Below are 18,341 nucleotides of genomic sequence, written 5' to 3' on the forward strand. Positions count from 1 at the left end.
GCGCCGGCCCTGGATGATCGTCATCGGCCTGGGCACCGTATGGATTTTCGGCGGTCTCGCGGTGACCGTCGTCGGCGACATCGGCGGCCGGCTCCGAGAGACTGCCGATCTCGGACGCCGAACTGAGGGCGAGCGACGCCGTCGCCGACGCGTGCCGGCCTTTTGCGTCGGAGCGGGGCTGACGGTCGCGGCCGGGGTTGTGGCGGTCTCCGGTCGCCGTGGCCGCGGAACGCGCCTCCCTCGATCCCCACGCCGCTGTCCGCCGCCGCGGCGAAGAGCGACGGCACGCCTGGCGCATGGTCCGGGTGACCCGGGCACCGGCCCGGACCACGTGACCGCGCATGCCGCCTGCCGACGGCGGCCGGCATGCGCGCCGGTACGAAATGGTCCGCGCCCCGTCCCGCGCGGTCACTCCGTGAGCCGCTGCCGCTTCAGTCCGTAGCCCCTGCTGCGCACGATCTCCTCGGCGACGGCGCTCAGCTTGCGGTTGGATCGCTGCGAGAGACGCCGCAGGAGGTCGAAGGCCTCGGCAGGGCCGCAGCCGAGCGCGTGCATCAGGATGCCGCTGGCCTGGTCGATGACGGCGCGCGAGTCCAGCGCGGTCTCCAGCTGGTTCACCTGGGCGAGAGCCGCCCGGTAGAAGTGGTCACGGACCAGCCCTTGGGCGAACTGCTCGCCGAGCACGACCACCGGGTGGTGGGCCAGATGCGCGAACGCACCGGCGTGGAAGCTGTAGAGACTGAGCGTCATCTCCACGTCCCCCCGGCGGAAGGGCATGGTCACGCTGGAACGGATGCCCGAGTCGAGGGCCGCCGCGCGGTACTCGGGCCAGCGCTCCTCGTCGAGCAGGTCCGCGGCGGCGACGGGTTCGCCCGAGTCCAGAGCGCTGGACGTGGGGCCTTCGCCCGAGTCGAGCTCGACGGAGATCAGCGCGGTCAGGTCGGGATGGGTGGCGGCGGCGCGGCGCTCGGACGTGCCGTCGGTGACGGTGGTGGCGGCGCCACAGCACGTCTCCACACAACGCATCGCCGCTTCCGTGAAGTCCGAAAGGTCGCGTGCGGTGGCGGCGGGTTCCACGCTGAGATCCGGCGGGGGCAACATGCGCTCGTCCTCCTTCGCACTGGCGGTTGCCCGGCCCCCGCCGCGGCAAACCCCCTGGCCGGAGGACGGCAAGGCGGCAGTACCGCCGCACGCCGGCCGCCGGGTCGGATAAGTTTTCTCCCATGGCGCAGACGGATGAGTTCGGCGACGATCTTGAGGACTTCGTCCGCCGGGTGGGCGAACTGAGGGCCGCGCGGGGGCTGCCCACCGAGGAGCAGCAGACGCTGCTGGACGCTGCGCTCTTCGAGCTTCAGCACGCCGCGGAGACCCTCTGGCCGAAGTACGAGCGGCTCGCCACCCAGGCCCCGGGACGGGCCTCCGCGGACCGCATCGAACTCCAACTGCTGCGCGCCCTCTTCCAGCGGCTGCCGCTTCCCGTGGCGCTCATCGAGGGCGACACCGTCGTCAGGCGGATGAACCTCGCCGCCACGGAGCTGACGGGTGTGCGGGCCGGATACTCCGCCGGGCGCCCGCTGGCAGGACTGCTCACACCGGGCGACCGCGCCGCACTGCGCTCGCAGGCGGCGGCCGTCGTCCGAGGCGAAGGGCCGCGCAGCCTGCGGGTGCATCTGCAGCAGCGGCCGGAGGAGACCCTCCGGGCCACCCTCACCGCCCTGCGCCCGCCCAACGAGCGGCACCCGGCCGTGCTCATGATCCTCCAGACGGAGACGATTCCCGACGAGGGCTCCGGCCCGGCAACCGGCGCCGCAACCGGCCACGCGGCCGACACACCGCGGAGCGCACCGCCGCCCAGGCCGCGCCGTGTCGCCGCTCCCGATCTTGCGGAAGCAGCCGGGCACGCGGCCCAGATGGACCTCGTCGACAACATGACGACGGTTCTGCTCGGCACCCCGCCCGGCGACCCCGAAGCGGCGCTGTGCGCGGCGGCGGAAGTCCTCGCCGGCCAAGGCGCCGACTGGGTCGTCGCCGACCTCGTCACGGACGCCGGCCTGCGGCGTACGGCGGTGCTCGGCCCGTCGGGCGAGGAGGCGGCCGTCCTGGCGGCCAGGATCACGGCCCAGGACCCGGCACTCTGCCCGATCGTCGTCGACAGCGCGCGGGACGGGGCGGCGGTGCTTCAGCTGCGCCCGGAGGATCTCGACTGCTTCGGCCGTGACGCGGGGGGCGACTCGGTGCTCGTCCAGGCCGGTGTGACGTCCCTGCTGTGCGTACCCGTCCGGGTGCCGGGCGAGGAAGGCGCCCCGGTTCTGGGGGTGCTGTCGCTGTTCCGCAGCGGGAGCACACCCGCGTTCTCGATGGCCCAGGCCCGCGCCGTGGACGTGGTGTCCCGGCATGTGGCGCTGGCTATGCGGCGTCGCGCATGACCTCGTTGCGCAGCTGATTGCAGGACCGGCTGATCAGCCGGGAGACGTGCATCTGGGAGATCCCCAGGGTCTGGGCGATGCTGCTCTGCGTCATGTCGCGGAAGAAGCGCATGTACAGGATGTTCTGTTCGCGTTCCGGCAGCTTGCGCAGTCCGGGCTTGACCGCCTCTCGGTCGACGAGCACGTCGATGGCGGGGTCGGCGGAGCCCAGGGTGTCGCTGAGGGAGTAGCCGTCGTCGGCCCCGGGGAGTTCGGCGTCCAGGGACAGCGCGGTGAACGACTCCAGCGCCTCCAGACCGACCAGCGCGTCCTCCTCGGACACCCCGGCACGCTCGGCGATCTCCGCGACCGTGGGGGCGCGCCCCGGAATGGTCTGGGAGAGGTCCTGGCGCGCGAACCGCACCCGGTTGCGCAGATCCTGGACGCGCCGGGGCACATGCAGGGCCCACATGTGGTCGCGGAAGTGCCGCTTGACCTCGCCGACGACCGTGGGCACCGCGAAGCTCTCGAACGCGCCGCGTGAGGGATCGTAGCGGTCGACCGCCTTGACCAGGCCGAGAGCGGCGACCTGTTGCAGGTCCTCCAGCGACTCGCCGCGGTTGCGGAACCGTCCGGCGATCCGTTCGGCCATGGGCAGCCAGGCGGCCACGATCTTCTGGCGCATCTCCTGCCGCTCCGGTCCGTCCTCCGTCTCGGCCAGCCGCCGGAAGGCCTCCGCCGTGTCGGGAGCGTCGGAGTGAGAGTGCTTGGTGTGTGCGAACGTGGGCATGATGTCGCGACTCCCTGAAGGGTGTGGGTGCCGTGCCTGAATCGACTCACCCGAGGAAGACGGAGGGAACAGGACGTCGCACGCCCGGAGCATCCGCTCCCACGGGGCGTGCCTCCTGTCCGAAGCACATGTCGCACCTGCCCGGGTCGGGACGCCGGAAACCTCTCATCCGACGGCCGGCACCTCGATCCGCTCGTTCACCGGAACGTGGTACACGGCGAAGGCGTGCCCGATCACCGGTTGGGCGACATTGCGCACCTTCACCCCGCCCGCGGTCATGCCGTGCTCGGTGCCGAGATGGGCGTGCCCGTGCACGGCCAGGTCCGCCTCCGTGTCGTCCACCGCCTCCGCGAGCAGATAGCTGCCCAGGAAGGGATAGATCTCCGGCGGCTCCCCGACCAGGGTGTCGGGAACGGGGGAGTAGTGCGTGAGCGCGATACGAACCGCGCAGCCCTGCTCCTTCAGGTCCGACAGCGACCGCGCGAGGTCGGCCGCGCAACGGCGGGTGTAGCGGATGAAGGCCTTCATCTCGGGCTCGCCGAACTCTCCCGCGCTGCGGCCCGCGAAGCCGCCGCCGAAGCCCTTCGTACCGGCGATGCCGACCTTGGTGCCGGCCACGTCCAGCACCGCGCCCTCGCCGTCGAGGACGATCGCCCCGGCCCGCTCCAGCACGGCTGTCACCTCGTCCGCGAGGTCGCTGTGGTAATCGTGATTGCCCAGCACGGCGACCACCGGCACGGGCAGGCCCTTGATCTCCGCGGCCACCACCTCCGCCTCCTCGACCGTGCCGTGCCGGGTCAGGTCCCCGGCGAGCAGCAGCATGTCGGCACAGTCGCCGAGCGTTTCCCAGGCGGGGCGCAGCAGGCCGCGGCTGTCCGGGGCCAGATGGATGTCTCCGACGGCGGCGACGCGGATCACTCGAGCTCCTCGGGGCCTTCGGGGGCCGTGGCACAGACGACTGTCAGGTCGGCCCGCACCGGCAGCCCGCCGAGTTCGGTTTCTGCGATACGTACGATCTCGTTCCTGCAGGCGGCCGTGGAGACGGTGCCCCACAGGTGCACGTATCCGCCGCGCATGTCGATCTGTACGCCCAGTTCGGAGATCTCCTCGTCCGCGAGCCGTTCGCGGAGGCGGGCGATGCGGTACTCGGAGGCTTCAGGCTCCTTCATGGGGCACCTCCCGCGGCGGGATGACGTCCAGCCGCTCCAGCAGATAGAGGAACGCGTCCGGCATGGGCGAGTCGGAGTGGTCCCGGCGCAGCCGGTCCCAGTCGACCCGCTCGCGCAGTGCGCGGGCCACCGGCAGCAGGGCACCGAAGTCGCAGTGGTGCTCGGACAGGGCCGTGAGCCGGCTCTCCAGCAGATCGGAGGGGGCGAGCACCGGCATGTGCACCGAGTCGACCGGCAGGATTTCGGCCCGGTCGAGCATCTCCTTGGTGACCGGACGGTGGGCGAGCTCGAAGATCAGGTCGATCTCCTCGCCGTCGGCCCTCGCCTTCACCAGCCAGTCCTCCGGCGGTGAGATGACCTGGATACCGCCCTCGGTCAGGGTCCGGAGCACGTCTTCCGCGTCCTCCCTGCGCAGACAGAAGTCCGTGTCGTGCTGCAGCCGGGTGGGGACCCCGTGCGCGTAGGCGGCCACGCTGCCGACCAGGGCGAAGGGATATCCCGACGCCTTGAGCAGTGCACCCACTCGCTTCGTCGCCTGGAGGATCGCCTGCGTGTGGTCCTGCGGCAGCTCCTCGGGGCCGGTCTGTGCGACAGGAGCCCCGATCGCTGCTTCGGCCGCCCCGGCGTTCCCGGCGGACATGTGCGGAGGTCCCGGCGGGGCCGAGTCCTTGGTGTGATTCATCGCCGGTGCTCCATCCTGGATCCGATCGACAGGTGCGAGGAGTGGTTGTGCCCCGGAAGGCTGTGAGGACACGACACGTACCCCGTTGCGGGCAAATGACCCGTGTCGGGGCTTCGTAGTCTGCCCGGCGCAGGACTCGGTGGTGGGCGCGGCGCGGCGGCGGTGTGGCGGTGTGCGCGCTGGGTACCCGAACGGTCGCGGGGGCCGCGATGGCGACCTCCGGCCGCGGGGGCCGCGATGGCGACCTCCGGCAAGTCGGGATGCCGGTACGAGCGAGCGTCGAGGAGGCGGAAGGCCATGGTCCCGGGAGCCATCAGGCGGTCGACGGAGGAGTCCGTCGCCGGAGATGAGCGGTTCGGCGTCGCCACCAGACAGTCGGGGAGCACCGTCGTTCTTTCCCTGCACGGCGAACTCGACCACGACACGGCCGAGCCACTCAGGAAGGCCCTCGATCAGCATGTGCGCGCCGGCGCCGCACGGATCCTCGTCGCCTGCGGGGACCTGCACTTCTGCGACTCCACGGGGCTGAACCTCCTGCTGCACGCCCGGCTGGCCGCCCAGGAGACGGGCGGGCGCATCGAACTCGCGGCCATGCGACCGCCGGTGGCCCGCATGTTCGAGATCACCGGAGCGAAAGCGGTCTTCAAGGTGCACGCCGACGTGGAGGAGGCGTTGACGGACGAGAGGCCCTGAAGGGTAGGTGGCTGATGGGCACGGGCGGGCAGGGGCAGACCCGCCGTCTGGGGCTGTTCGGCACGAAAGGCGTGGTGAGCCGCTGCCGCGACTTCACCGAGCAGGCTCTGGGCGACTGGGGGTGGACGGCCCACGGCCGGGGCGAGGACAACGAGCTCGTCGAGGATGTGCTGTTGCTCGTCTCCGAGCTGGTCACCAACGCCTGTCTGCACGCCGGCGGCCCCGAGGAGCTGACGCTCAGCCGGTCGGGCGGGCGGCTGCGGATCGAGGTTGCCGACTCAGAACCACGACAGCCCCGGCGACGGCTGCCGAACGAGCTCTCCCAGCCCGGCGGCCACGGGCTGATCATCCTCGAGCGGCTTGCGCACCGCTGGGGAACCGAGCCCCGCGGCACCGGCAAAGTGGTCTGGCTGGAGGTGCGGCTCACCCCTGCGCGGGGGCAGGCGGCGCATCGTCCATGATCCCGCTCCGCAGCTTGACGAGGATGCGGCCGAGCAGCCGCGACACATGCATCTGGGAGATCCCCAGCCGCTCACCGATCTCCGACTGCGTCAACTCGTCGAGGAAACGCAGCGAAAGGATCAGCCGGTCCCGCTCGTCCAGTGTGGCGATCAGGGGCTTGAGCGCCTCCAGCGAGTCCACGATGTCGAACGCGGGGTCCTCCACGCCGAGGCGGCGCGTGACGGAGTTGAACACCTCCTCGTCGTTCACCGTGGCGTCCAGGGACTGCGCGGTGTATCCGTTGGACGCGCGCTCGCCCTCGACCACCTCCTCCTCGCTGACGTGGAGGTAGTCCGACAGCTCCGCGGTCGTCGGCCTGCGCCCCAGCTGCTGTTCCAGCACGTCGAGCGCCTTGGCGAGGTCGATCCGCAGCTCCTGGAGCCTGCGTGGCACCCGCACCGACCAGCTGGAGTCACGGAAGTACCGCTTGATCTCGCCGACGACGGTGGGGAGCGCGAACGAGGCGAACTCCACCTCACGCTCGACCTCGAACCGGTTGATGGCCTTGATCAGGCCGATCGTGCCGACCTGGACGATGTCCTCCATCGGTTCGGCCCGGTTGGCGAAACGCGCCGCCGCGAACTTGACCAGGCTCAGATTGAGTTCGACCAGCGTGTTGCGTACGTAGGAGTACTCCGCTGTGCCCTCCTCGAGGACGGCCAGCCGTTCGAACAGGGTGGTCGACAGCGCACGGGCGTCCATGGGGCTGACGGTCCGCGGATCGGGGATCTCCGGGAGGTCCTCACATGCGGCACGGACCACCGTGGCGCGGTGCGGAAGCGCCGGGTCCGCGGGCATGGGCTGCTGAATGTGCGTCGAGGTGGACATCAGGCTCCTTCGACGGGGCCGGGGCCGGCGCTGTCGGCTGCAGCGGGGACCGTCGGGCGAGCTCTTGTGTACTGATGATCCCTCTTTGGGGTGCTTTGAAGCAATTCCTGGGGGCACTGGGTCCGGTATGGAAAGCGCATCGGAGAATCCGCGCATGTCACGGAGCCGACGCTTCCCGCTCGAGGGAGGCCCGGGTGCGGTGGGCCGGTGCCGTGATCTGACGAGACGGGTACTCGACGAGTGGTTCACCCCTTCCCGGCCTTCCCGGCGCGTCGCGCTCGACGACGTGCTGCTCCTGGTCTCCGAGGTCGCCACCAACGCGTGCACGCACGGTGGCACTCCGTGCGAGCTGCGGATGGACCGGGGACCCGGCCGGGTCCGGATCCAGGTCAGCGACACCAGCGCCGTCGGGCCCCGGCCGACAGGCCGCCACAGGCCCGGCCGCACCTTTGGACACGGCCTCTACCTGCTGGAACGTCTCTCCGCCGAGTGGGGGTGGGCGCGCCGGGGGACGGGCAAGGCCGTCTGGTTCGTCGTTCTGATCCCCGAGTGAGCGCGCCGCCGGGGCAGCGCCAGTGCAGTGCCCGACGCCGGGGTGTCGTGGGGGTGCCCCCGTGCCACAGTGGAGAAAGCCGTAGCCGACGCCGCTCCGGCGGTGCACACACCACGGCGCCGCACGTCACGACAGCGCGAGGTCTGCGATGGACGCGTCCGCCCCTACGCCCGACCCCCGAACGGGCCGGCCTCCTGCGGAGCTGAGCGAGGAGGGACTCAGGAAGCTGCTGGCCGGCCTCACTGCCGTACGGGACGGCGACCTCTCGGTCCGGCTGCCCTACGACGCCGGACTCCTCGGTGAGATCGCCGCCATCTACAACGGCATGGTGGAACAGCTCTCCCTGGTCACCGCCGAGGTCACCAGGGTGGCGGGAGAGGTGGGCGGGCAGGGGCTGCTCGGCGGCCAGGCGCGCGAGCCGCAGGTCAGTGGCGCATGGCGGGAGCTCACCAGCAGCGTCAACACCATGGCCGACAACCTCACGTCGCAGGTTCGGTCCATCGCACAGGTCGCGACGGCCGTGGCCCGCGGAGACCTCACCCAGAAGATCCGGGTCGAGGCCAAGGGGGAGATCCTCGAGCTGAAGGAGACCATCAACACGATGGTGGACCGGCTCTCGTCCTTCGCGGAGGAGGTCAGCCGCGTCGCCCGCGAGGTCGGCACCGACGGGAACCTCGGCGGCCAGGCCACCGTCCGCGGCGTTTCCGGCACCTGGAAGGACCTGACCGACAACGTCAACTCCATGGCGAACAACCTCACCAACCAGGTCCGCAACATCGCCCAGGTCACCACGGCGGTCGCCCGCGGCGACCTGACCCGCAGGATCGACGTCGACGCGCGCGGGGAGATCCTCGAGCTGAAGACCACCATCAACACCATGGTCGATCAGCTGTCGTCGTTCGCCGCGGAGGTCACCCGCGTGGCCAGAGAGGTCGGCAGCGAGGGCCGGCTGGGCGGGCAGGCGGAGGTCGAGGGCGTCTCCGGGACCTGGAAGCGCCTCACGGAGAACGTGAACGAACTCGCCGGGAACCTGACCCGCCAGGTCCGCGCCATCGCAGAGGTGACCAGCGCCGTAGCGGAGGGCGACCTGACCCGGTCGATCACGGTGGAGGCGCCCGGCGAGCTGGGCGACCTCAAGGACAACATCAACGCCATGGTCGAGTCCCTGCGCGCGACCATCCGCGCCAACGAGGAACAGGACTGGCTCAAGACGAACCTCGCCCGGGTCTCCGGCCTCATGCAGGGCACCAGGAACCTCACCGCGGTCGCCGAGCTGATCATGGACGAGGTGCCGCCGCTGGTGGGCGCCCAGTACGGAGCGTTCTTCCTCGCGGAGGAGAGCGCCCCGGGCGTCGAGCTCGTCATGATCGCCTCGTACGGCGCCCCCGACCCAGGCGCTCAGGGACGCCGGATCCGCCTCGGGCAGTCCCTCGTGGGTCAGGCGGCCCGCAGCCGGCGCGCCATCCAGGTCCACGACCTGCCGCCCGGCTATGCGACGGTCTTCTCAGGAACCGGACAAGTGGATCCGAGCCACCTGATCGTGCTGCCCGTGGTCCTGGAGGACCAGTTGCTGGGTGTCGTCGAGCTCGCCTCGGTGCGGCCGCTGACCGTCGTCCACCGCGACTTCCTCGACCAGTTCATCGAGTCGGTCGGCATCAACGTCGGCACGCTGATCGCCCACACCCGCACCGATGAGCTGCTCGGGCGCTCCCAGCGGCTCACCGCCGAGCTCAGCGCACGGTCCAAGGAACTCCAGGCCCGCCAGGAGGAGTTGCAGCGCTCCAACGCCGAACTCAAGGAGAAGGCGGCGCTGCTCGCCGACCGCAACCGCGACATCGAGCGCAAGAACCTGGAGATCGAGCAGGCACGCCAGGAGCTGGAGGCCCGAGCGCAGCAGCTCTCCCGCACCTCGATGTACAAGTCGGAGTTCCTGGCCAACATGAGCCATGAACTGCGCACCCCGCTCAACAGCCTGCTCATCCTGGCCCAGTTGCTCGCCCAGAACCTCGAGGGCAACCTGACGGAGAAGCAGGTCGACTACGCCGAGGTGATCCACTCCGCGGGCTCCGACCTGCTGCAGCTGATCAACGACATCCTGGACCTGTCCAAGGTCGAGGCGGGAAAGATGCCCATCCACCCTGCGGCGTTCCCGCTCACCGGGCTGCTGGAGCACGTCGAAGCCACCTTCCGCCCCGTCGCCACCGAACGCGAACTCGCCTTCGTGGTCACCGCGGAACCGGACGCGCCGCAGTGGCTCACCTCCGACGAGTCCCGGCTCCGTCAAGTGCTGCGCAACCTGCTGTCCAACGCCCTGAAATTCACCGACCAGGGCCGGGTCGAGCTGCGGGTCGCCATCGCGGGCGAGGAGGAACTGCCGCCCTCGCTGCGGGACTCCGGGCCCGTCGTCGCCTTCCGGGTCCTCGACACGGGCATCGGTATTCCGGCCGACCGGCTGGAGAGCATGTTCGGCGCGTTCCAGCAGGGCGACGGAACCACGTCCCGCCACTACGGAGGCACCGGCCTCGGACTGTCGATCAGCCGGGAGGTCGCCCGGTTGCTGGGCGGCGCCCTGGAGGCGCAGAGCACCCCCGGCCGCGGCAGCTGTTTCACCCTCTATCTGCCGGCCCACCGCAGGGGCTCCCCCCAGGCGGAGCCCCAGGACGAGACCCGGGCGCACGGCGCCACCGGCCCGCAGACCAACACCCCCGCGACCGGGCGCACGGTGCTGCTGGTGGACGACGACACACGGAACGTCTTCGCCCTCACCGAGGTACTCGAGCGCGAAGGGGTGCACGTCCTGCAGGCGGACAACGGCAGAGCCGGCATCGACCTGCTCCGGGCCCACCACGAGGTCGATCTTGTGGTCATGGACGTGATGATGGCCGGCATGGACGGCTACGCGGCCATGGCGGCGATCAGAAAGCTGCCGCACGCCGCGCACGTGCCGATCATCGTGGTCACCGCCAAGGCCATGCGGGGCGACCGGGACGAGGCGCTGGCCGCAGGAGCGGACGACTACGTGGCCAAGCCGGTCGACGCGGACCACCTCATGGCGAAGATCCGGCACTTGCTGGAGCAGCGGGGCTGACCTGCGCCCGCCCTGCTCGCAGACGGCGGACGCGGGCCGACGAAAGGGCGTCGGCGTCAACCGAGGCGGATGGCGATGAGGCTCGTGTCGTCGTCCGTGTCACCCGTCGCGGCGCTCAGCAGCCGGTCGACCTGCTCGTCGAGCCCGCATGACGTGAGCTCCTCCGCGGTGCGGCACAGCGCCGCCAGCCCTTGGTCCAGGCCGCCGTGACGGCGCTCGATCAGCCCGTCCGTGTACAGCAGGAGGGTGTCGCCGCAGCGCAGCTGCGTCGTCTGCTCCCGGTAGACGGGGGAGCGCGCCGCGCCGAGCAGGATGTCGTGCGGGGGCTCCAGCAGTTGTGCCGTGCCCTGCCGCAGCAGCAGAAGCGGCAGATGACCGGCGCTCGCCCAGCGCAGCGTCCGGTCCTCGGGATCGTACAGCGCACAGACAGCCGTGGCCGTGGGATGCCCCGAAGCATGCAGGGTCACTTCGTTGAGCCAGGCCATCAGGCGGCCGGGGGAGTGGCCGGTGAACGCGAGGCCGCGCAGCGCGTTGCGCAGCGCGACCATGCCGGTGGCCGCGTCGATCCCGTGGCCCGCGATGTCGCCGACCGCCATCAGCACCTTTCCGCCGGGCAGCGGCAGGATGTCGTACCAGTCGCCGCCCACGCGGTACTCCTGCGCCGCGGGGCGGTAGCGTGCCGCCGCGCCGAGACCCTGCAGCTTCGTCAGCGACGGCACCTCCGGCACGATCGCCTGCTGGAGCTGGAGCACCAGCCGGTGCCGCAGACTTGCCTGCGCCCGCACCGCCGTCAGCTGGTCGAACGTCGCCGTCAGTGCGAGCTCGGTGTGGTACTCGGCGGAGATGTCCTGGTAGACACCGGTGATTCCCGACAGGGCCGCGCCGTGCAGCAGTGGCTCCGCGGCGATCCTGACATGGCGCAGCCCGCCGTCCTGGCGGACCACCCGCACCACGGCCGCCGCACCCTTGCGGCGCTCGACCAGGTCGGTGAGGAGTTCGGCGAGTTCGTCCGCGTCATCGGGGTGGACGCGCGGCCGCAGCTCGGTGAGCGGTACGGGCGGCGAGCCGCGCTCCATTCCGAAGATCGCGTATGTCTGATCGGTCCACGTCGACCGCCCTGTACCGAGGTCGTCCTCGAACAGGGCGAGACCCTGCAGCCGGCCCACGGCGCGCCCGACGGCCGTACGGCGGTCGGTGTACGTGTGCCACAGCACGATGGTCCGGTCCGCGTCCACCGGAAGCACCCTCACGTCGAGCAGCGGACCCGCGGAGTCGGCCGTGTGCTCGGCGGGCAGCCGCGCCGCCCGCTGCGGGAAGCTCGCGTAGTGCGCGCGGCGCGACATCGCCTCGAGATCTGCGTGGAGCAGCGGGAACGCGGCCTCGACGGGCAGCCCCACGGCCCGGTGGGAGCCGCCCAGTGCCTCACCGGCCGGTCCGTTCACATGCTCGACCAGCAGGGCCGAGGTGTGGGGGTCGCGTTTGAGGGCCATCGCGGGGTGGACCAGCGCGTCGAGCAGGTCGTCCAGCGCCGGCTGTTCCGACGGCGTCAGCGGTTCGGCCGCCAGCACGTTCGCCGCGACCTCGATCAGTTCGGTGAGCGACGCGCGGAGCCTGCCGTCCAGATCGGCGCTGTCCGGCCACACGGCAAGCGCCAGCCCCACGGTCCTGCCCCGCAGCCGCAGGGGGAAGAGGGCCCGAGCCGCGCGGTCGGAGGGTCCGGGCAGCACATCTCCCGGCTCGGGACCTGCAGGCAGCCACACGGGCGCGCCGTCGGCGAAGGCCGAGCGGATCGGCGCGGGGGCCGCCGGGGGGATCCAGAACCACTGGGCCGCCTCGAGGGCGCTCACTCCGGCGTGTCCGGCCAGGCGCAGACAGCCGGAGCCGGTCAGCTGCCACAGCCACAGAGCCTCCACGCCAAGGGGCTTCAGACCGCCCTCCAACAGTGTGACGGCGGCCTGTGTCACCGTGTCGGAAACCTCGGCGGCGGTGACCACCCGGCGCAGTCGGCGGGCTTCCGCATGAGACGGTGCCGCTGCCTCCTCCGCGTCGTCGCCGGGTGTGTCCGCGGACGTACCGGACGAGGCCACGACGATGGATCCGGCGACACCGTTGACGATGTCCGCCGCGATGTCCTCGGGGCTCATCGAGGCCGACTCGGCGAGCCTGGCGAGATGTTCGCCGGCCTCCGAGGGTGATGTGCGCAGCTGGGCCGCGAGGATCCCGACGGCGAGGTCGGTCAGATGACGCCGGTTGCGTTCCTCGCGGAGGGCGGTGTTCTCCTCGGCCAGACGGACGACGGTCGCCGACCCTTTCCGGCCGCCGCCCGCGCCGGAAGCACCGTGGGGTGGCATGATCACGACCACTCCCATCTCGAGCAGCCAAGGCGACCAGACCAGTGGGTGATCGCGCCCTCAGGATTTTACGCGCGCTCACCCCGCCCGGCAGATGCGTGGACCGCGAGGACGGATAGCAACGAGGTGAATGGCACGGAGCGGGGCGGACGCGGAATGCCCGCGGGAGCCCGGGGTAACCGCAGTACCCGATCGGCCGCGCCCACGGCCGCGGCAATTGCGGCCTGATGGGGTGCGGCGCACGGTGGAGGGGTTGGTTTCCCTTCCCCGGGTGACGAAGGAGTGGTCATGCCTCGCGGTTCGAGTCCCAAGAGGGAACGACAGTACGAGCACATCAAGGAAGGCGCCGAGCAGCGCGGAACGAGCGAGAAGCGCGCCAAGGAGATCGCCGCGCGCACGGTCAACAAGGAGCGCGCCCGCTCCGGCGAGTCCAAGACCGCGAGCAAGAGCTCCACGCAGGACATGTCGTCCTCCCGGCGGGGCGGCAAGCGTTCGCACAGCGGATCCGAAGGTCCGACCTACGACCAGTTGTACGCGGAGGCACAGCGCCGCAATGTGCACGGCCGGTCGTCGATGAACAAGGAAGAGCTCAAGCGGTCACTGGGAAGGTGACCGTCCGACGAGTTCCGAAGCGAATGCCGGATGCTGCAGGGTTCCTCCCACGGCATCCGGCATTCGCGTTCGTGCACTCAGGCCGCCGCGTGTTCCTTCACGGACCCGGCCAGCTCCTTGTCCAGCGCGGCCCGCACCAGACCGGCCGCCAGATGCGCCGTGTCGGCGTCGTCCACGAGTTTCAGCAGCGTCGCGGGATCGTCGGCGACCCCGAGCCGCCGGGCGCCTTGCAGGGCCTTCTCGTCCAGCAACGGCCCCGCCTCGGGCCAGACGCACTGGACCTCCCGCAGAAAGATCTCCGCGCCCGCGGGACCGATGCCCGGTATCTCCCGCAGCAGGCCTCGCAGGTCGTCGACGTCGCCGCCGGCCCTCTCGCGCATGCGGCGCAGATCGCCGCCGTACCGTTCGATCAGCAACTCCGCCCCGTCGCCCAGTTGGGTCGCCGTGCGCTCGTCGTAGCGGCGGTAGCCGCCACGCCCGAGGGCGTCGACCCGGTCCTGCCAGGAGGCCCGTGCCATGGCCTCGGGGCTGCGCATCCCCGCCCTGCTCAGCTCCTTGGCGGCGGCGACGGCAGCGGAGGCGCGGATGCGGGCGCTCAGCAGGTGAGCGAGGACGAGCAGCCGGTAGAGAGGCTGCGGGGTGTCGCGCAGCTTGATCCCCGCCTCCTCGGCGTACGTGCGGCCGTGGTCGTCGAGGAGCGCGTGCAGCACTGCGCGCTGCTGCTCATGTCCGGGAGTCCGCTCGGTGCTCATCGCCGTTCCATTCCCTGGTACGGCCAGCGCAGCAGCGCACCCAGGCCGCCGACGGGGACGTCGCCGGCGGTGCCGGCGTCGCGAGCGCTGTGGGCCGGCAGGCTCTGCACTGCGGCGCCGGTCACCACCGCCGAACGCAACAACGCGTCGTCGGCACGGGCGGCAACCGGGTGGCTGTCGCCCAGGTACTGCGACTCCGTGCGCCGTACGGCGAGTTGATCGGGATCGTGCCCCACCCAGACCTCGCGGCGCGTGTCGGGACCGTCCGGCCGTACGAAGAGCTCGGCTATCCGGTGCTCGCGCGCCGCCTCCACGAGTGCGGGCACGCCCTCCGCGGCCGCGTCGTGGGCGGAGCGGAAACGGTCCAGCTCCTCGTCGGCCCTACGGCGCAGGTGCTCCTGGCGGGCGCGTTCGATGTCCTCGTCCAGCAGCCGGGTGGCCGCGCCCTGCGCACGGCCGCCGTGCGCGGTCTCGACGGCGCGGGGGCGCAGCCGGGCGGGCAGCTTGTCGTGGACCAGGCGGCGCTCGCGGACGTCACCGGCCAGCACCACCAGATCGGCGCCCACCTGCTCGTCGCAGGCGACGATCGCATCGGCGATCTCACCCGCGTTGTACTCCCAGGTGTTCTCCACGCTCTGCTGGAACTGACGCTCCGACCAGTCGTCCCGGCCGGTCCGGCGGATCGGCCAGTCCCGCCCCTCGGCCTGCCCGGCGCGCCTGGCGCCCAGCGGGGTGCGTACCTCCAGGTCGGCGCCCAGCCGGTCGATGTACGCGACGAGGCACACCGGTTCCTGAGCGGCGAGGTCGAGGAGGGGAGACACGTGCGGCAGCGCCGACCACCGGGCGTCGACGGCGACGGGCGGGCGGGTGGCCAGGGGCGGATCGAGGACGACCCGGCCGGAGGCGGCGAAGACGGCACGCCCGGCGCCGTGGCTCCTTTCCGGCCCGGACACCAGGGCGTCGTACACGGCGCGCCCGGTCGCGTCGTCGGCCCCTTGGCGCGAGAGGGAGTCGCACACATCCCTGGCCTGCAGCTCACGGCGTGTCGTGGTGGACTCGTCCTCCTGGCCCATGTCGATGTGAACGCTGGCCCAAGGGCCTGGACGCTCGTAGAGAGGGGTGAGAAACGAGAGCTGCATGACTTCCTCCCTCGGAGTCCGGGTATCGCGTCACGAGCGGGTACCCGGGAGGCCATCCACCACACGCCACCACCACTCGGAAGGGGACGGTTGCCGTGAACGAGAGCGAGCACCGGCACAAGGGCGTCGACCCGGCAGACCTCGGCGAACAAGATCTGCTGCGGGAACTGCAGACCATCCACCGCAGCCGTCACGACACCCTGCTCTACGGCTCGGCCGCCGCCCTGGAAGCGCACAACGTGCGGATGGCGGACCTGGAGGCCGAGTACCTCCGGCGTCACCCGGAGCGCCCCGTCGCGTCGGGCCGCACCCGCTCCGGCGCCCGGTCCCGGCACGCCTGAGGAGCGCCCGGCCCGGGCACGCCTCCTGAGGGCACGACCCGGCCGGCGACGCCCGAGGGCAGGGCCCGGGCGCGCCCGAGGGCGGAACAGAGCGCCGGGCGCGCCCGAGGCGCGGCCCCCGGCGCCCCGCAGGGCATGGGCGGGGGCTCGGCCGTGCGGCCGTGCGCGCTTCAGCGGCCGCCGCGACGGCGTGCTTCAGCGGCCCGCGCCGACGCCGGAAGCCTTGGCGAACTCGCTGGTGAACGCCTCGCAGAACGCTTTCAGGTCGCCCGGCTTGCGGCTGGTGATCAGGGTGCCGGGCGCGCCCTCGCAGATGTGCACCTGCTCGTCCACCCACTCGCCGCCGGCGTTGCGGATGTCCGTGCGCAGACTCGGCCACGACGTCAGGGTGCGGCCACGCACCACATCGGCCTCGACCAGCGTCCACGGCGCGTGGCAGATGGCCGCCACCGGCTTTCCGGCCTCGAAGAACGCCTTGACGAAGGCCACCGCGTCCGCGTCCGTCCGCAGCGCGTCCGGGTTGGCCACGCCGCCGGGCAGTATCAGGGCTCCGAAGTCGTCCACCGAGGCGTCGGAGACCACGTCGTCGACAGGGAAGGTGTCCGCCTTGTCGAGGTGGTGGAAAGCCTGCACCCGACCGGACCGCGTCGAGATCAGCCGGGGCTGGTCGCCGGTGGCGGTCACAGCCTTCCACGGCTCGGTGAGTTCGACCTGCTCCACACCTTCCGGGGCGCTCAGAAACGCGATCTGCATGATCAGGTCCTTTCGTTGTTGCTGTCGGCCAGGCTGATGTCCGCCAGCGCGGAGCCCGGATCCTGGGCAACCGCGAGATCGCCGATGCTCACCACCCCGAGCGGGCGGCCGTCCTCCACCACCGGCAGCCGGCGCACCGCGTGGGTGCGCATCAGGCGGACGGCCGAGGCCACCGCGTCGTCGGGGCCGACGCACACCGGGTCGGGGGTGCACGCGGAGGCGACACTGACACCTGCGGGATCCGCGCCCTCGGCGACGGAACGCAGGGTGATGTCCCGGTCCGTGAGCACGCCGACCACATGATCGCCTTCGGCGACCAGGACATCTCCGATGTCCATGTCCCGCATGAGCCGCGCCGCTTCGACGAGTGAGGCGTCCGGCCGTACCGCCGCCGCACCGGCCGTCATGACTTCTCTCACCAACTGTGCCATTGCTGCTCGCCTTCCACTGTCTTCCCGTACCAGCCCTGTCGGGGCGGCTGCCGGGGCCCGGGTACCCGGTCGCCGGCCTGCGACACAGGCGCGGAGCGAGCGGCCCGAGGCGACGCGGCGGGGCAGAATGAGGAGGCGATGTTTGGAACCGGCGAGGGCGGGGACCCGAAGATCGGCCGAGCGGCCATGGGATGGGAGAACCGGCCGGGTGCGGAGGATCGGCGGACCTTCGCACCCGGCCGCCCGCTCCCCTAATGAGGCTCCGGCCGCCCGAAGGCGTCGAGGATGCGTTCGGCCGCCAGCGTGGCGGTCAGTTCCCCGCCCCGTACCGACTGCTCGAGGCCGGGCGCGAGTTCGCGTACGCCGGGGTGCCGGCGCAGTCGGTCCAGCAGGGTGTCGTGGACCATCGCCCACGTCCACTCGACCTGCTGGTCACGGCGTTTGGCGTCGAGAGCGCCGGTCGAGTCCAGTACCGCGCGGTGCTGCTCCAGCCGCCCCCACAGCACGTCGAGACCGGTGCCCTCCCGGGCGCTGCACGACAGCACCGGCGGAGTCCACGCGGCGTCGGCGGGATGCAGCAGCCGCAGCGCGCCGGCGAGTTCGCGGGCGGCCGAGCGGGCGTCGCGCTCGTGCGGTCCGTCCGCCTTGTTCACGGCGATGACATCGGCCAGTTCCAGCACGCCCTTCTTGATGCCCTGCAGCTGGTCACCGGTGCGGGCGAGGCTGAGCAGCAGGAACGAGTCGACCATGCCCGCCACTGCGGTCTCCGACTGGCCGACCCCGACCGTCTCCACCAGCACGACGTCGTAGCCGGCGGCCTCCATCACGACCATCGTCTCCCGGGTCGCCTTGGCGACCCCGCCCAGAGTCCCGGAGCTGGGGGAGGGCCGCACGAAGGCTGCCGGGTCCACCGCCAGGCGCTCCATGCGGGTCTTGTCGCCCAGGATGGAGCCCCCGGTGCGGGTGGAGGACGGGTCGACGGCGAGGACGGCGACACGGTGGCCCAGAGCGGTCAGCATGGAGCCGAGCGCGTCGATGAACGTCGACTTGCCGACTCCGGGCACACCGCTGATCCCCACCCGTCTTGCCGCCCCCGCGTACGGCAGGAGCCCGGTCAGCAACTGCTGGGCGAGCGCCCGGTGGTCGGGACGTGAGGACTCCACGAGCGTGACGGCGCGGGCGATGTACGCCCGCGACCCGTCACGGACGCCCTTGACGTAGGCGTCGACGTCGATTTTCGGCGGCATCGGCCG

General features: G+C 71.5%; 19 protein-coding genes. 7 read left to right on the forward strand and 12 right to left on the reverse strand.

The window, feature by feature from the left end:
* Positions 1-408 precede the first annotated feature (408 nt).
* Complete coding sequence (locus ACZ4SA_RS21135) at positions 409-1,101, reverse strand: ANTAR domain-containing response regulator (RefSeq protein ID WP_468276693.1); 693 nt, start codon at positions 1,099-1,101, stop codon at positions 409-411.
* A 122-nt stretch (positions 1,102-1,223) separates the two neighbouring features.
* On the opposite strand from ACZ4SA_RS21135, the gene ACZ4SA_RS21140 reads away from it, so the two are divergent.
* Positions 1,224-2,426, forward strand: coding sequence for a PAS domain-containing protein (locus ACZ4SA_RS21140; RefSeq protein ID WP_468276696.1), 1,203 nt, complete (start codon positions 1,224-1,226; stop codon positions 2,424-2,426).
* Here the strand turns inward: ACZ4SA_RS21140 and ACZ4SA_RS21145 are convergent.
* The 4 genes from ACZ4SA_RS21145 to ACZ4SA_RS21160 form a co-directional block, all read right to left on the reverse strand.
* Positions 2,407-3,195 (reverse strand): RNA polymerase sigma factor SigF, encoded by a 789-nt coding sequence (locus ACZ4SA_RS21145; protein WP_468276698.1) that lies wholly within the window; start codon positions 3,193-3,195, stop codon positions 2,407-2,409. The two genes, ACZ4SA_RS21140 and ACZ4SA_RS21145, sit on opposite strands and share 20 nt — an antisense overlap.
* A 165-nt stretch (positions 3,196-3,360) precedes the next feature.
* A complete protein-coding gene (locus ACZ4SA_RS21150) occupies positions 3,361-4,113 on the reverse strand; it encodes a metallophosphoesterase family protein (RefSeq protein WP_468276701.1) in 753 nt (250 codons plus the stop codon).
* Positions 4,110-4,364 carry a BON domain-containing protein gene (locus tag ACZ4SA_RS21155; protein WP_468276704.1) on the reverse strand — a complete coding sequence of 85 codons (255 nt, stop codon included), beginning with the start codon at positions 4,362-4,364 and terminating at the stop codon, positions 4,110-4,112. Before ACZ4SA_RS21155 ends, ACZ4SA_RS21150 begins: the two co-directional genes overlap by 4 nt.
* On the reverse strand, positions 4,351-5,046 hold the full coding sequence (locus tag ACZ4SA_RS21160; RefSeq protein WP_468276707.1) for a nucleotidyltransferase family protein: 696 nt from the start codon (positions 5,044-5,046) through the stop codon (positions 4,351-4,353). The genes ACZ4SA_RS21155 and ACZ4SA_RS21160 overlap by 14 nt, the downstream gene beginning before the upstream one ends.
* Before the next feature lie 297 nt (positions 5,047-5,343).
* On the opposite strand from ACZ4SA_RS21160, the gene ACZ4SA_RS21165 reads away from it, so the two are divergent.
* Both ACZ4SA_RS21165 and ACZ4SA_RS21170 read left to right on the forward strand, forming a co-directional pair.
* Entirely contained in the window at positions 5,344-5,739 is a 396-nt protein-coding gene (locus tag ACZ4SA_RS21165) for an STAS domain-containing protein (RefSeq protein WP_468276709.1), read from the forward strand.
* 14 nt (positions 5,740-5,753) lie between these two features.
* Positions 5,754-6,200: an ATP-binding protein gene (locus ACZ4SA_RS21170; protein WP_468276711.1), complete on the forward strand. Its 447-nt coding sequence runs from the start codon at positions 5,754-5,756 to the stop codon at positions 6,198-6,200.
* On the opposite strand, the gene ACZ4SA_RS21175 is transcribed toward ACZ4SA_RS21170, so the two are convergent.
* Positions 6,163-7,038 (reverse strand): SigB/SigF/SigG family RNA polymerase sigma factor, encoded by an 876-nt coding sequence (locus ACZ4SA_RS21175; RefSeq protein WP_468276876.1) that lies wholly within the window; start codon positions 7,036-7,038, stop codon positions 6,163-6,165. The genes ACZ4SA_RS21170 and ACZ4SA_RS21175 overlap by 38 nt on opposite strands.
* 184 nt (positions 7,039-7,222) lie before the next feature.
* Between ACZ4SA_RS21175 and ACZ4SA_RS21180 the strand changes: the two genes are divergently transcribed.
* Together ACZ4SA_RS21180 and ACZ4SA_RS21185 are read left to right on the forward strand one after the other, a co-directional pair.
* The gene (locus ACZ4SA_RS21180; RefSeq protein WP_468276714.1) at positions 7,223-7,621 is read left to right on the forward strand and encodes an ATP-binding protein; all 399 of its coding nucleotides are present in this window, start codon (positions 7,223-7,225) and stop codon (positions 7,619-7,621) included.
* A 148-nt stretch (positions 7,622-7,769) separates the two neighbouring features.
* Complete coding sequence (locus ACZ4SA_RS21185; RefSeq protein WP_468276717.1) at positions 7,770-10,709, forward strand: HAMP domain-containing protein; 2,940 nt, start codon at positions 7,770-7,772, stop codon at positions 10,707-10,709.
* A 56-nt stretch (positions 10,710-10,765) separates the two neighbouring features.
* Here the strand turns inward: ACZ4SA_RS21185 and ACZ4SA_RS21190 are convergent, their stop codons facing one another.
* Complete coding sequence (locus ACZ4SA_RS21190) at positions 10,766-13,060, reverse strand: SpoIIE family protein phosphatase (protein WP_468276878.1); 2,295 nt, start codon at positions 13,058-13,060, stop codon at positions 10,766-10,768.
* A gap of 288 nt (positions 13,061-13,348) precedes the next feature.
* Here ACZ4SA_RS21190 and ACZ4SA_RS21195 point away from each other — a divergent pair, with 288 nt between their 5' ends.
* Positions 13,349-13,672 (forward strand): plasmid stabilization protein, encoded by a 324-nt coding sequence (locus ACZ4SA_RS21195; RefSeq protein WP_468276718.1) that lies wholly within the window; start codon positions 13,349-13,351, stop codon positions 13,670-13,672.
* Between the two features lie 77 nt (positions 13,673-13,749).
* Here ACZ4SA_RS21195 and ACZ4SA_RS21200 read toward each other — a convergent pair whose 3' ends face one another.
* Together ACZ4SA_RS21200 and ACZ4SA_RS21205 are read right to left on the reverse strand one after the other, a co-directional pair.
* The gene (locus ACZ4SA_RS21200; protein ID WP_468276720.1) at positions 13,750-14,424 is read right to left on the reverse strand and encodes an HhH-GDP family DNA glycosylase; all 675 of its coding nucleotides are present in this window, start codon (positions 14,422-14,424) and stop codon (positions 13,750-13,752) included.
* A complete protein-coding gene (locus ACZ4SA_RS21205; protein ID WP_468276722.1) occupies positions 14,421-15,563 on the reverse strand; it encodes a baeRF2 domain-containing protein in 1,143 nt (380 codons plus the stop codon). The genes ACZ4SA_RS21200 and ACZ4SA_RS21205 overlap by 4 nt, the downstream gene beginning before the upstream one ends.
* 95 nt (positions 15,564-15,658) lie before the next feature.
* Here ACZ4SA_RS21205 and ACZ4SA_RS21210 point away from each other — a divergent pair, with 95 nt between their 5' ends.
* Positions 15,659-15,904 carry a DUF6158 family protein gene (locus ACZ4SA_RS21210; RefSeq protein ID WP_468276724.1) on the forward strand — a complete coding sequence of 82 codons (246 nt, stop codon included), beginning with the start codon at positions 15,659-15,661 and terminating at the stop codon, positions 15,902-15,904.
* Between the two features lie 195 nt (positions 15,905-16,099).
* On the opposite strand, the gene ACZ4SA_RS21215 is transcribed toward ACZ4SA_RS21210, so the two are convergent.
* The 3 genes from ACZ4SA_RS21215 to meaB all read right to left on the reverse strand — a co-directional run bounded on the left by ACZ4SA_RS21215 (position 16,100) and on the right by meaB (position 18,335).
* On the reverse strand, positions 16,100-16,657 hold the full coding sequence (locus ACZ4SA_RS21215; RefSeq protein ID WP_468276726.1) for a type 1 glutamine amidotransferase domain-containing protein: 558 nt from the start codon (positions 16,655-16,657) through the stop codon (positions 16,100-16,102).
* 2 nt (positions 16,658-16,659) lie between these two features.
* The gene (locus tag ACZ4SA_RS21220) at positions 16,660-17,088 is read right to left on the reverse strand and encodes a CBS domain-containing protein (protein WP_468276728.1); all 429 of its coding nucleotides are present in this window, start codon (positions 17,086-17,088) and stop codon (positions 16,660-16,662) included.
* A 251-nt stretch (positions 17,089-17,339) separates the two neighbouring features.
* Complete coding sequence (gene meaB, locus ACZ4SA_RS21225; RefSeq protein ID WP_468276730.1) at positions 17,340-18,335, reverse strand: methylmalonyl Co-A mutase-associated GTPase MeaB; 996 nt, start codon at positions 18,333-18,335, stop codon at positions 17,340-17,342.
* Between the last annotated feature and the right edge of the window lie 6 nt (positions 18,336-18,341).

It is taken from the genome of Streptomyces sp. NPDC027962, assembly GCF_055566095.1.